The organism is Christiangramia fulva (assembly GCF_003024155.1).
Lineage (GTDB): Bacteria > Bacteroidota > Bacteroidia > Flavobacteriales > Flavobacteriaceae > Christiangramia > Christiangramia fulva.
Map to the genome: position 1 here is coordinate 973,481 of NZ_CP028136.1, position 14,532 is coordinate 988,012.

At 41.2% G+C, this 14,532-nt stretch carries 8 protein-coding genes and 1 pseudogene; 2 read left to right on the top strand and 7 right to left on the bottom strand.

The features are described from left to right. Window positions 1-164: 164 nt before the first annotated feature. Together C7S20_RS04525 and C7S20_RS04530 are read right to left on the bottom strand one after the other, a co-directional pair. Window positions 165-1,319, bottom strand: a complete 1,155-nt coding sequence (locus C7S20_RS04525; protein WP_107011366.1) for an acyltransferase family protein — start codon at window positions 1,317-1,319, stop codon at window positions 165-167. A gap of 91 nt (window positions 1,320-1,410) precedes the next feature. Further along, a complete protein-coding gene (locus C7S20_RS04530) occupies window positions 1,411-2,280 on the bottom strand; it encodes a LytR/AlgR family response regulator transcription factor (RefSeq protein ID WP_107011367.1) in 870 nt (289 codons plus the stop codon). A gap of 158 nt (window positions 2,281-2,438) precedes the next feature. Between C7S20_RS04530 and C7S20_RS04535 the strand changes: the two are divergent. Then, window positions 2,439-3,464, top strand: a pseudogene (locus C7S20_RS04535) (IS481 family transposase); the annotation flags it as partial. A 394-nt stretch (window positions 3,465-3,858) separates the two neighbouring features. Here the strand turns inward: C7S20_RS04535 and C7S20_RS04540 are convergent. The 3 genes from C7S20_RS04540 to C7S20_RS04550 are packed head-to-tail and all read right to left on the bottom strand — an operon-like array spanning window position 3,859 to window position 9,243. After that, on the bottom strand, window positions 3,859-5,799 hold the full coding sequence (locus tag C7S20_RS04540) for a glycoside hydrolase (RefSeq protein ID WP_107011368.1): 1,941 nt from the start codon (window positions 5,797-5,799) through the stop codon (window positions 3,859-3,861). After that, a complete protein-coding gene (locus tag C7S20_RS04545; RefSeq protein ID WP_107011369.1) occupies window positions 5,783-6,763 on the bottom strand; it encodes a glycosyl hydrolase in 981 nt (326 codons plus the stop codon). Before C7S20_RS04545 ends, C7S20_RS04540 begins: the two co-directional genes overlap by 17 nt. Next, entirely contained in the window at window positions 6,760-9,243 is a 2,484-nt protein-coding gene (locus C7S20_RS04550; protein WP_107011370.1) for a glycoside hydrolase family 9 protein, read from the bottom strand. The genes C7S20_RS04545 and C7S20_RS04550 overlap by 4 nt, the downstream gene beginning before the upstream one ends. A gap of 159 nt (window positions 9,244-9,402) precedes the next feature. Here C7S20_RS04550 and C7S20_RS04555 point away from each other — a divergent pair, with 159 nt between their 5' ends. After that, window positions 9,403-10,725: an AGE family epimerase/isomerase gene (locus tag C7S20_RS04555; RefSeq protein ID WP_227009095.1), complete on the top strand. Its 1,323-nt coding sequence runs from the start codon at window positions 9,403-9,405 to the stop codon at window positions 10,723-10,725. A 4-nt stretch (window positions 10,726-10,729) separates the two neighbouring features. On the opposite strand, the gene C7S20_RS04560 is transcribed toward C7S20_RS04555, so the two are convergent. Further along, window positions 10,730-11,938, bottom strand: a complete 1,209-nt coding sequence (locus C7S20_RS04560; protein ID WP_193510791.1) for a glycoside hydrolase family 27 protein — start codon at window positions 11,936-11,938, stop codon at window positions 10,730-10,732. 92 nt (window positions 11,939-12,030) lie between these two features. Further along, window positions 12,031-14,523 (bottom strand): glycan-binding surface protein, encoded by a 2,493-nt coding sequence (locus tag C7S20_RS04565; RefSeq protein WP_107011373.1) that lies wholly within the window; start codon window positions 14,521-14,523, stop codon window positions 12,031-12,033. Between the last annotated feature and the right edge of the window lie 9 nt (window positions 14,524-14,532).

The window sequence follows — 14,532 nt, forward strand, 5'->3', positions numbered from 1 at the left end:
TTTTCGCTAAGCCCAGTGAGCATGGTAACTGAAATCTCTTATCGGAAAATTCTAATGCTTGAATTAAATATGCCGGTAGAATAACAAAATAGAAATATCTGCTACGTCTATCTCATAATTGGACACCTATACCTATATCGGATTAAATATTTCCACTTGTGTTCTTAATAATTTCGTAAATAACTAAAAATCTCTTTTAATTTTTTTTCCTTTCGAGCCTTTCCTTTAATTCCAAATAAAGGTTGAATAATTTCAATCTTCAATATAATCCTGTCGTATATGAAAAAAGTAATCCCAAAAGTTAGAATTACCATAAGAGTGAATTTAGTAAATAAGTTCCATTCAAGATTTTGAAAGAAATATGCAACTACAACGATTATAGTTTGGTGTAAAATATAAAACGGGTATACAGCTCTGTTAGCATAAGATAGAGACTGTCGTGATTTATTAAGGTATTTCGAAGCATAACCGAATAAGGTCAACATCCAACTACCTGTATTAATGACACTGATAAATGGCTCTATAACAACAGTGTTAGGCATCTGTATTTTAACGCAAAGTAATATTGTAAAAGAGATAATTGCTAAGGCTAAAAGCTTTCTTCGATCTCTTTGAACTGTTTTCCAAAAAACTTCTCCAACTGATATAAACAGAAAACCATAAAAAAACAACAACAAGTTATATCCAATCGTAAACCAATCATTAATAAAAAAGAAGGTCTGGGGAAACTGCGGTTTTAAAAAAATTTCCGCTAAAAGTAATGGGAAAACAAACAAAAAAAATCCAGTAGATTTCCTTAAAACTAATTTTGAATAATTAACCAAAATATTATTTCTATGGCTTCTTAGATAAATGAATATGGGAGTCAATAATAGCGAGAAACATAGAAGGTAAGGCAGAAACCATAAATGATGCCAGCTTAAATTCCCATGCGGATAGAGTCCGGTGTTCCACATGGTACGAAGAAATAGAAGATAGCTCCCAGAAAATTGGCCTTTCGAAATTCTTTCCAAATATATTTGGGGAGGTACAATTATTAGAATTCCAAATATTAAGGGAATTAATAACCTCTTTAACCTCTCCTTTATAAATTGTAAACCTGTACGTTTTGCCAGAGCATAAGAGGTTCCCATTCCAGAAATAACAAATAAAATTGGCAAGCGCCATTGGTTAATAAAAATCATTGGAATTTCTAACCAGGGATATAATTTATTATTTTTAATATGCCAATCCCATGGCACAAAAAACATTCCTATATGATAAAAAATAAGTAATCCGAAAACAATTACTCTAAGCCAATCTAAATCGTATCTACGCATAACAAAATAATTTATGCGGCAAATGTAAAATCTCAACTCACTCGAAAACTGAGATTGTTACTAATAACAAGTTCTTGTGATGAATTGCAACCTATTGATACTTAAACTGGTTATAGACGACGTTGAATTTTTTTAAATTACTTCGGGAGACCGGTATTTGAATATCTGTATTATTAAGTAGAATAGAATAACCTTGCGCATTTCCAGAAATTTTCTCAATCTTATTAAGATTTAGAAGATACGAACGATGAGTTTTAACGATCCAACTACAATTTTTTAATTGGTCTTCTAGTTCTTTTAAACTAATTCTTTTTACTTCTTTTGTTAATTGGAGGTCTTCTCCTTCCAAAACAAATTCTACATAATTCCCTTCTGCTTTTGCAAACATTAATTTTTCAACATTTAAATCGAAGGTGTCTATTTGTGTTTGGGTGTGAATCCTGAAAGTTTTTGAGGTGATAGTATGCTCAAAGGGCGAAGCTCCTAATTTGGCAGCTTTCTTTGAATTACTTTTATATAATCTGATAAAGTTTAATGGGATTATAAAGAGAATCAATAATATTCCTACTAACCAGGTATGTAATATTTCTTCCCATAAATAAAATATGGAAATATTATCAGGATTATTATAAATAATAGGCCTGATTAGATAATTGCCAAATCCAACTAATAGCAAAAGAAATATGAGATGAGTAATTTCTTTTCCCAAATTCCATTTTTCTTCTTCAGGTCTTAAATTATTTATAGAGAAGTATATAAAGAATAGGAATGCAGCAACTAACCCATGAATTGAACATATAAAAAAGAAATTGAATACATGTTCAGAAGAGTTGACATTAAAAGGCTCAAATAAATAGGTAAAAAAAAAGAAAAATGTAAAAACAATTAGAGTTTCTAATGGAAGGTCCTTTTGGTTGTAATAATAGGTATATGGCTGCTTTAAGGTATGAATTAATTTCATTGATAGAAAAATAATCCCAAAAGTAGTTAATTTAGGCTAAAGAAGAGAAGACCAATGAGCGGGGGCATTTAACCTGAAATAGCCACGATAAAATCTGACAGTTAAGAATTATATTTAAAGTAGTTAAAAGATAAATATTAATCCTTAAAACTGTCAGAATGAATACAGAAACAAAGGTAATTAAATCTAAGGTAGGTTTATTACAACTCGCAGAACAATTAGGGAACGTATCCCAGGCCTGTAAACTTTTCGGATATAGCAGGGACAGCTTCTATCGTTTTAAAGATCTTTACGATCAGGGAGGAGAACTAGCATTACGAGAACTGAACCGAAGAAAGCCTAATCTAAAGAAAAGAATTGAAGAAGAGGTAGAAAAGGCAGTAGTACAGATTGCTTTTGATTATCCTGCCTTTGGGCAACTTCGAGCTTCAAATGAACTGAAGAAGAAAGGTGTTTTTATTTCACCGGCAGGTGTGAGATGTGTTTGGCTGCGCAATGACCTGGAAACTTTTAAAAAGAGATTAAAGTATTTAGAAGCCAGGATGTCTCAAGATGGATTGGTTCTCACAGAATCTCAGCTTACTGCCCTGGAAAAGGCTAAGGAAGAAAAGAAAGCTCACGGAGAGATAGAAACTCATCATCCCGGTTATCTTAGGGCCCAGGATACCTATTATGTGGGAACCATCAAAGGAGTTGGAAGGATCTATCAGCAGACTTTTATTGATACCTATTGCAAGGTTGCTCACGCTAAACTTTATGATCGTAAAAATGCTTTGGTGGCTGCAGATATGCTAAATGACCGGGTACTGCCCTTCTATGAAGAGCAAGAACTACGACTTTTGAGGATCCTAACAGATAGGGGCACCGAATTCTGTGGTCATAGAGAGCATCACGAGTATCAGCTTTACCTGGCTATTGAAGATATAGACCATACAAAAACTAAGGCTAAAAGCCCACAGACCAATGGAATCTGTGAACGCTTCCACAGAACAATCCAGGACGAGTTCTACGCCATTGCATTTAGGAAAAAGATCTATGCTTCCATTGAGGAAATACAGGCAGATCTGGATGTTTGGTTAGAATACTACAACAATGAAAGAACCCATTCTGGAAAACATTGTTTTGGAAAAACTCCGATGCAAACATTGCTTGATAGTAAACATTTGGCTGATGAAAAAATGCTGGATTTACAATCCGAAAACTTCGTACCTTTAATAGAGGCAGGTAAAGCGGAAACAGGCTCTGGTGGAGATCAACCTGTCAGGAATAACCTGTCTGATGACTGGAATGGTCAAGGGGCTCCAAACGAGCCCCTAAATCAGAATTATTCCAAGAGTCAAAATGCCTAAAAAAACTCTTAACTGTCAGACAAAATCGGAGCTATTACAAATAATGAAAAACGGTAATGTCTATCCTAAATGGGCGGTAATTATTTTTGTTATTTCATTATTTATAAATTTTGCGTTCGTATTATATTTATTAATTGTCTGACATTTATTTGATTTTTTTACACTTGGCTTCAAATGAAAAAAAGTTATTTGAATTTAAAACCATAAGATTTTTCTTTAATTAAATGAGTTATAATTTTTTAGTTAGAAGTGAAATAAAGCTCGCCTTTTCCGCTTCGAATTTTAGCTCTCCATTCTTTACAATAAGTGTTTTCCCCTTTTTAAATGAATCATCACTATTAGTAGTATACACATTAAATTTTTTAACCTGTTCCGGGATTCCTTTAATGACAAAGCTTCTTCGATTCCCTTCATTTACCATATGGATCGCATAATTACTGTGTCCATCTCCCAAAGCAGTAGCGGTGACCAAACGATCCTTGGTGTTTATGGGCAAAATTTGAAGCCCTTTTGGAGTAGTGCCAAGCTGCTTCAAATTGAAAAAGCGCTGGGTAGGATGCAAATCTTCGTCATTATTCCCAAAAACTCCTCCGCCGGACAAAATTGAATAATCTGAAGTTAACTGCCACTGCAAAATACTCAGTGGCTGGGCATATTTCAGGATTTTTAAATACACTCTAATTTCTTCCAGAGCATAGCCCGGTTCCTGAAAGATTTCAGGGTAACGCCAGGCTCCCGCATCGATACTGCCCTCACCAACGAAAAGAGGCTCCTTAACCCGGTTTGAAATATCAAACCACTTTATGAGATTCTCTCTGCTGTAACCCCTCCAGGAATGAAAAGAAACCCCGCCAATGTACGGAAGACTTTCGGGATTTATAGAGGCTAGTTCCGTGAAATCATATCCGTTCGCATCTGCCGTATCACCCAGGAGAAGCTTGGTTTCCAACCCGGCTTTTTTAAAATACTCACCAAGTTCCGCGATCAACTGCTCTTGTTCCTCGGGAGTTTGCCTTACATCAATGCCGAGATCAGATTCGTTGAAGGAAAACATCTTCACCTTAACTCCATATTCTTCTTTAAGATATTTGATGTATGAAGTAATTGACTCGTAAATTTTTTCTTTTTGCGAGGGGTCTAACTGATTCCCTCGACTGCCATCGAGATTGACTCCCTTTGTCAACGCCCCTTTTACCGCCCACTGCGGAGGAAACCAGGTGGCCAGGATTACGGGAATTCCTTTTTTATCAAGGCGCTGTGCCAGTTCCATGGCTGCTTTTACTTTGGGATCCAGTGTTCCTTTTTTTGCGTCTGTCAACGGATTTTTCAAGGTATCGGGATCCCACTGTCGCCAGGGGAGTTCTACTCTGGCCCAGCTTACCGGTAAATTCTCTAGGGCATAATCTATCACGTCGGGATCTACCTTTGGATTTTGCAGCCTGAAATTACCGCCAATCCCGTCAAATTTTTTTCCGGGCTGGGAGGGATAGAGTTTCAAAGTAACTGGTGAATTCCCACTGCCTCCGGAAACTTCCATCTCAAAGTCCTTTTGGTAAGTGCTATCCTTAGACATTTCTCCGTTTGCTATAGCGAAATTCAGGATAGCTTGTTCCTTTTCCCTGGTAATGCTGAATTCCACAGGAGATGAAGGTCTTATCGTTATTTTTCCTATTCCCGACTGGAGCGCCACCTCATTTACAATATTTTTATACATTAAGTTTTTAAAACCTTTTTCCGAAAGGCTGTCCAGCCTCATCGTGCTAAGCGGCTCAATGGTTAGTTTGCCATCCTTTAAAAAGCTCTGCGGCAGTTTTATCCTGAAATAAGCTCCGTTAACAAGGGTGTCTTTAGTGCTTTGAAGGCTTACATTTATATTAACCGATTTTTCTTTCGAAATTATCGACTCTCGCCAGTGGAAATTTTTCATTTCATATTCGAAAATCTTTTCATTTCCCTCGCGGTGAAAACTGGTTTTCTGCCCTTCCTTCCGGGTTTCCCAGGAATCATTCCACTGATTTAACAATAACAAACTGGTCTCAAATTCCAAAAAACCATCTTCCGTACGAATACCCTTAAGATTTCCCCAGGTTTCAAATTCGGCCTGGGAAAAAATCTGCTGGTAAAAACCAAAAAAAACTATAAGTATTAAAAACCTAATTTTTAATTCCATCCCTGTTTATCGTCTTAGAAAAATTATAAATCTCTTTTACACGCTCCTTGCTGTTAGCAGTTGTAAGCCAGTTGGACCAGACCATGAACCACGACCATTTTGGCTGCTTCTCCAAAATATTGGTTTTAGGCAATTCGCCTACTTCCCCCAGCGCTATTGGTTTCCCATCGGCAAGTTCGAGCAAAGACTCATAATCTTTTTGCTCATAATCGTAATGATAAACATCGGTTGCAAGGACATCCACATAGTCTGCTCCTGGATAAAAATCGAGGTAATCGTAGGCCTCATCAAAAGGAATGTCCCGCGGCGCATTGGCATTCCACACCCAAATCAAATTATTAAGTTTATGATAATTGGTAAGCCTGTCATAAAGCATTTTCCAGAGTTTTTTGTAGCCTTCGGGATTATTCCCCCACCAAAACCAGACTCCGTTCATCTCATGGTAAGGTCTCCACAATACCGGTACGCCTGCCTTTTGCAATTCTATGAGATGGGAAGCGAGGTTATCTACCTGCTCAAGCCATTTGATATGAATTTTGGTTCCCGGCTCCATCAGCTCTTGCCATTTTTTATCGTTAAATTCATTCTGTACGCTAGTACTCCAACCGTAGGGAGGATCATCACCTGGCCTTCCAACATGCCACATCAGGGTAATGATGGCTCCTTTTTTATGATTTTCAATGGCTGCCTGTACGGTGCGAGGACCGGGATCTGTCTTACCATTCCAGTAAAAATCGGTTCCCAAAATGGAAGGGTATTTTCCGGTAATGTTATACGCTAGATCGTAAAACTCATCGGGTGATTCGTTATAGCTGTGCTGTCCCGATAAAATTTTACCGTCCAATGAATAAATATAATTCAGTAAATCTCGGGCTTCCTCGGAAGCATTGGGATTAACCGGTTTCTGGGCGAAACAGCAAATTGTGGAAAACAAAATACCCAGAGTAATAATTAGCTTTTTCATGGCTTTTCGTTTAACAGTTTATCTGCCGCAAGCACCAGAAAGAGATAATCGGTGGTTCCCCCGCCCAGTACATATTCCGTTTGTTGCCATAAGAAAGACCATTCCAGCAATTCAGGGAAATCGGGTCGTATCAGGGCAGTGCCGGAACCTATTCCACCGGGAATAAAAGAAAAATCGCCGCGGTTCATCCCATAGGCCTGTGTAATGGAGCGTGCCCCTACACCTGAAGCAAAAGAAGAGGTATTCACGCCAGGATGCGCTCCCAGAATGAAATTCAGCGCATCAAGCAGGTACTTTTCAGGAAAAACTTCGGGATAGCTGGTATGCAAAAAATATTGTTTCATTCCAAAATTCTGAATTCCCCAACCGGCACCCCAGATATTGGGTTCATAAGGAACGCCATAGGGTGTTTTTTCACCTTCTGCCTCTATGGTTTTATAATAATTCCTGGCAGCTTCCTGCATGGCCGTGGTAAATTTTTTATTACCGATGAGTGAAAGGATGGGCCCGATTCTCCAGCCGGTATCACCGAAATTGGAAATAATATCATCCTTATTTTTTAATATGAAATCGGCGTACTTTTCTTCCCTGGTTGTTTGCAGCAGTTCTGCCGCCAGGTCTACTTTATCGAGAGAGGAATTACTGTTGACGCTATTCCAGGTTTCACGGGCAATTTGCAGGCATTTGGCTGCCAGTTCGGGGTCATATTCTTTTAAAACACGTGCAGAAGCGGCCAGGGCAGCGGCCGTGGCAAGCTCTCTGGGAGGATTGTTCTCCGTGAATACCCCCCGATCGTCGGAACCTCCTTGATTTTGGGTGGTATCATTCGGTTTTTTTTCAGAATAAATCTTGTTATCGGTTTGGTTCACGGGATCGCCCAGCAGAACATACTGTCGCTTGGTAGGGGAGATTATGCCCCTGTAAAATCGGCCTAAGGATTCATACCCACCCACAATCGAAAGCGCTCCATGTTCAATTTGCTGAATGATATCTGGGATGCCGTCGGGTTGCAGGATTTCCACCAGCCTATTTTTCTCATCGATGCTGGTATTATCATACTGTACATCAAAGATTTCGTAAATATGCGTCAGTCCCTGAATCGTTGAAGCCTGGGACTCCACCCTCAGATCGTAATCGCCGGCATCATGCCAGCCACCAATGTTCAGGCCGGGAACGTGCTCCCCGCCTTTATATTTAGTGAGTGTTTCGTGCCCCTGAAGATAGCCGTCAAAATGATTGGTATCCACGGGGGCCATGCGGGCATCATCCATGTGGCAGAGGCCATGCCACACCTTATAGCGGTCGTTTACACGCATGTGGCACATTTGAACCGGCAGAAAATATTCCAGGGTGGGCTGCCAGACACCTCTTTTATAAACGTCTTTACTGATCTTAAACGGCACGGTAGTAAAACCGGAATATTTTATCACGTACATCCCGGGTTCCTTCACTTCACTGAAATCGAAGGTGAAATATTTATACCGCAAAAAATTGCCCCATTTTTCAGGTTTTTTAGACAATACTTCGGAATAACCGCCTTCAGGTTCAATTTTCATCAAGTGAACCGGCTGCGGATCGGTAGTGTTTTTATCGGTTTCGATGACTGCTTTTTTCTCCTGCCCGGGATGGTAACCAACCTGGGAAATTTGAACTACCGGCTGATAGGTATAATCTTTTAAAGCGTTCGGTGTTACCAGCCATTCAACGGCTCCTTTGGTCTTTCCGGGGGGAACGAGTGAGCGCACGACATACCAGCCATTGCTGTGAATGGCTCTTCCGTCCAGCAATTCAAGCTTATTTTCTCCCAGATTCTGAATAGTCAGCGTTTGTGCCGGAGTGCCCGGCGCCACGACAAGTTTTTTCCCTATGGCTAATGGCTGAAGCCGGTATTCGTCGTCTTCATTGTAAAATCCGGGACCATCGGCCTGCCGGGGGAAAATTCCGAATTCATCATCCATATAGAACGACTTGCCAAATAAAATTCCCGGAAACAGTTCAATATTCAGCCCCACTTTTCCCACCCAGTCTTCCGGTAATGGTTCATCGAGGTCTATGATGATCTTAAAGGATTTTCCCTCTGGTTTGACTTTAAGAGTATAGCTTAAATTCAAATCCGGATAAATTATGGGATTGAAACCGGTACGGTTTTTTGAAGAATCGGGATACTGCATTCGCACACTGATGATCTTTTCCTGCCTATCCACCTTTCGCTGGCCCACCTTCGGAACCGGCTGCCACTGCCCGGGCGCAGGCTCCAGCCGAAGATCCCCATTGGTAGCCACGCGCAATCCATTTTGAATGATCCCCACACCGCCCTGATGGCTTTCCGGATAGAAATCGTGAGCGAGCATGACATTAGCCCCACGTCTTTCCAGGTATTCCTGATCGTTTATATGAAAATCGTCAAGAGTATCAGCCTGATTTTGAGCATTTGCAACACAGATCCCGGCAAAGACAAAAAAGAACAAAAAACGACTCATTGAATTGGTTTTAGAAAATAAAACTACTTGAATAGCCTGCCCGGCCTTAATACTTTTTTATCTATTCCTTATAGGATTTTTTCAGGATAGCAACTTATTCTCCCGCTTCGCATATATTTAAACTAAATCTTATTCAGAATGAAATTAAACATTTTTTTAATGATTTTTCTTTTACCATTCTATCCGGTAATAGCTCAAGAGAATCAAAGGAATGAACAGGTTGTTGATGAAATGAAAAAGGCCGTGAAAACCGATCTGCTCGATAAATGGTATCCTTTGGCCATCGATAATGAGGACGGCGGATTTTACAGTGAAATCACCTATAACTTCAAGCTTGGTGAGAAGCAGGATAAAATGATCGTGACCCAGGCCAGGAATGTATGGACGACCTCCAAAGCCTCGCAGCTCTACCCTGAACAGAAAGCCGAATATTTGCGGTATGCAGACCATGGTTTTCAGTTTTTAAAGGAGGTGATGTGGGATAAAAAGAATGGCGGATTTCACAATTTGGTGACCAAAGATGGAAAACCCATACTAAAGGAAGGCGAAGAAAAAACAGCCTATGGAAATTCCTTTGCACTTTATGCACTGGCGGCCTATTATGATGCTTCCGGAAATGAAGAGGCTTTGGAAATGGCAAAAAAGACTTTTTTATGGCTGGAAAAACACAGCCATGACCCGGTGAACAAAGGCTATTATCAGTCTATGCAACTCGATGGCACTCCCATAGAGAGAGACAGCAGTTTTGCCTCCACCTCTGATGTGGGATACAAAGATCAAAACAGCTCAATCCATTTGCTCGAGGCCTTCACCGAACTATACCATGTTTGGCCCGATCAACTGGTAGCCAAACGGCTGGAAGAACTATTATTACTCATAAGGGACAGGATTGTTAGCGATAGGAATTATATGAACCTGTTTTTCACTCCCGACTGGAAAGCAGTGAGTTTCCAGAATGAAAGCCGGGAAAACATACAGAAGCATTACTATCTCGACCATGTTTCATTTGGGCATGATGTGGAAACCGCCTACCTGATGAAGGAAGCCTCGGAAGCCCTGCACAGGGATGATATTGAAAAAACGATCGCCAGAGGAAAGAAGATGGTAGATCATGCGCTGGAAAATGGCTGGGATAAGGAAAAAGGAGGATTTTATGACGGCGGTTATTATTTCAAAGGAGCCGATTCACTGGAGATCGTGAATAGCGATAAAAACTGGTGGTCCCAGGCGGAAGGCCTGAACAGCCTCCTGCTCATGGACGAACTTTTTCCTAATGACCCGCACAACTACCGGGATCACTTCGAGCAACTCTGGAAATATACCAAGACCTATTTAATGGATGACCGGTTTGGCGGCTGGTATGAATGGGGCCAGGATACCCGGCCCGAGACTAAAAACGATCTAAAAGGACATATCTGGAAGGCCACTTACCATGACTTCCGGGCACTTACGAACTGCATCAAAAGGCTTGAAAAGAATTGAATTCTTAGCTTTTCAGTCGCAGCGTCAATACATCGTGAGAAGGCAGGCTGGCTTCCAATTCCTTTTGTGTGCTGCCCATTGATGTATGCTTCCAGACATCATATAGCTTATACTGGGCATTATTGAAATCGACCTTATAGGAAAAATCAGGGTCTTCGAAGGGATGATCTTTCCAGTTAAAATCTATTTTCCTTTCCTGTTCTGAACGATTTAAAAATGTCACCGCCCATTCATCATTTGCCAGGGGCTTCACCCAGACTTCCAGCCCGTCATCTTCAGAATACTTGAACGCCTGAACTCCAAGCCTGTCCTGGTTAATAGAAATCACATCCTTATTAGTAAGGATAGCCCGGGTAGTTTCATTCATATTTCGAAGATCATTGCCGGCTATGAGAGGCGCAGCGATCATGCACCACATCGTAAAATGCGCCCTGTCTTCGCTGGTGCTCATCCCGTTACCCACTTCAAGCATATCAGGATCGTTCCAGTGCCCGGGGCCGGCATAATTACGAAGTCCTTTTTGCATATCCAGAATCCGCAGGATTCCCCAGGAAGACCAGTCCCCGTGATCTTCTTCGCAATCCCAGCAGGGGTAGATATCACCTGTAGTTCTCCAGAGGTGGCCTATATCTTCAGCCCATTCCCAGGGTTGATTGTCACCCCATTCACAAATGCTTAAAACGATAGGTTTGCCCGCCTCATAAAGTGCATCGCGCATGGTGAGATATGCTCCTTCTGCCTTAAGCCCTTCGGTATTGCACCAGTCGTATTTCAGGTAATCCACGCCCCATTCGGCATAGGTTTGAGCATCCTGGTATTCCCTTCCGCGGCTGCCTGGTTTTCCACCGCAGGTTTGCCAGCCGGCATCGGAATAAATCCCGAATTTCAGGCCTTTGGAGTGCACATAATCAACGAGTGCCTTCATCCCCGATGGAAACTTTTCCTTATTGGCATGGATAAAACCCTTTTCATCACGCTCCCCGTGCCAGCAGTCATCTATGATGATATATTCATACCCGGCGTCTTTCATACCTGAAGCCACCATGGCATCGGCTGTTTCACGAATTAATTCTTCATTCACGTCGCAGGCGAACTTATTCCAGGAATTCCAACCCATAGGGGGCGTTTGGGCAAGGTCATCAAATTTTTGACAGAAACCCTTAGCGCCCATACAGAACAAAAAGATGAATAAGAAGTACTTAGTTTTTACCATTCCTATTTATTTTAAAATTTTCAAAAAAAGAAATTCCCTGCTATAAACAGGGAATATTCTTCGTGAACTATTAAGCTAATACAACAATTAAACTACAATTTTTCAAATCTCACATTGTCTATTGCAAAATTGAGAAGTACATCCGCGCCTTCGAAAGCCATTCCAAATTCAGCATCTATAAGACTAAAATCTGGCACTCCGAGCACTGACAAGGGAATACTGACAGTTTCCCATTCACCATCGGTATCAAATGCATCCCCGCTATCATTCCATGGCTCCCAATCATAGAAAGCATCTACTCCATCGGCATCATGAAAGCGAATTCGGAATGTACCCTGTGAAATAGGTTCTATGGTATAAATATCAAATTTCAGGACATAATCATTCACATCGGCGCCCACCATATCAGCTCCGTAGAAAGTAGAATGGTCATTCCTCCAGAATAAATCTACCCAGCCTGTACCGCCGGTCTGGAAGTTGGCACGACCATAATTACTTCCGTCCAATGTAATTGCGGCATCATTTTCAACATTTACATTTCCCCACCAGGGATCTTTTCCATCCCAGTCAAAGAATACGGCATCGGTATCTGTGACGGGATCTGGGCCGCCACAACCAGGAGTATCAAAACGTACATTATCGATGGCAAAATTCAACAGCACATCGGCACCCTCGAATGCCATTCCAAATTCCGCATCAATCTGGCTAAAATCAGTAACCCCAATTTCAGCTAAAGGAATTTCAATGGTTTCCCAACCGTCGGTATCAAAGGGTTCTCCGGTATCGTTCCAGGGCTGCCAGTCATAGAATACATCATTGCCATCGGCATCATGAAAACGAATTCGGAATTTACCTGCCGAAATTGGTTCCAAAACATTGATATCAAATTTGAGAGAATAGTCACTGATATTCGTACCTACCACGTCGGCGCCATAGAAAGTAGAATGATCATTTCTCCAGAAGAGGTCAACCCATCCGGTGCCACCTGTCTGGAAATTGGCTCTACCATAACTTTCCCCATCCAGAGAAAGAGAAGCATCATTTTCAGGGGTCACATTTCCCCACCATTGATCTTTTCCATTCCAGTCAAAGAATACCAGACTTTCGTCTTTTACGGGGCACTGGCCTCCTTCGGCAGTTTCTATACCAAGAGCGCTTACCAGATCGGCAGGCACGAGAACCCGGTTAATTTCATGAATGACGCCGTTAGTTGCGCCTACGTTTGCATTTACGATCTGAGAAGGGATTGCCTCTTCGAAACTTGGTCGTAATCTTGCATTTTCTCCACTAAGATCAGCAGTTATTTCATCACCATACACAGTAGAAATCGTTCCTCCGTCAGTCAACTGGCTAGACATGAGAACTCCGGCATGCAGGTGATAATTCAATAATTCTTTCAGAATTTCTATTTCTTCAGGAGTATCAAAATCATCAAGGCTGTCGAAATTATTTATAGTAGCGAACAGCGCGGTAAATGCATCGTTATTTGGAACGAAGGCGGTATATTCTTCCGAAGTTAAGGCACTGGTAAGACCAGCCTTTTCTATAGCTGCCAGGAAAGTAGTATAGCCTTTATCTTCACTGCGTTCTTTAATGTCAAGCGTGGCACTAAGAATATCCTGAAAAACGCTTTCAGGAAGAAGTACCTTATCCACGCCATGCACCACACCGTTTATGGCCTGAATATCGGTCATTCCAAAACCGGCAGTATCATAACTTCCATCCGTGATTACAAGATCGTCTCCTACGGAAAGGGTTCCCCCCTGCATCGTAGTATAAGTTTCCCCACCTATTGCATCGGAACGCAGATTTTCACCTGTAACTGCGTGATACATCAGAATTTCCTGTAGCACATCGGTAGGCACATCGCTTAAATTAGACCATCCGAAGGCTCCATTAAGCTGTGCCATTAAATTTTCAAAAGCCGCATTAGTGGGAGCAAATAAAGTAAGAGGATAATTTTCACTTTCAGGGTCATTTAAAGAAAGAGCATCACCCAGATCAGCCAATTCAATTGCTTCAGCAAGAGAAGAAAATTCAGGGTTTGCCTGCGCCTGTGTGACTACAGTTGGCGGCACCAGTACATTATCTATAACGTGTAAGACACCGTTGGTAGAGCCAATATCAAAAGAGCCACTTACCAGTGAAGCTGTCCCGTTAAGAGTTAAATCGCCATTTTTGTTTATGAAAAGGCTAAGGTTGTTCCCTCCGGGACCCGTTGCCATTGTGGTTTTATAACCCGAGGTTAAAGTAGAGGTGAAATCGGCCGTAACGGTACTGATTACATGATTAAGCAGCAAATTTTCAAGCTCTTCGTCACTGTATGCCGACATATCTAAGTTCTCAAAGGCCGCATTATTTGGAGCGAAAACAGTGTAGGTGGAGGTGCTCCTAAAAGTCGAATCCAAACCGGTTTGCACCATGGCTTCAGAAAGCATTGACAATTGATCGGTTTGGGTGATGATCTCCGTTAAATTACGCGGATCATCTCCTAACTGAGGATAAATATCATCATCGTCATCACAGGAGCTCAAGCTTGTCAACACTAGCAGTATTAACAAATAATATATTCTGGATAATTTCATGAGTGTGTG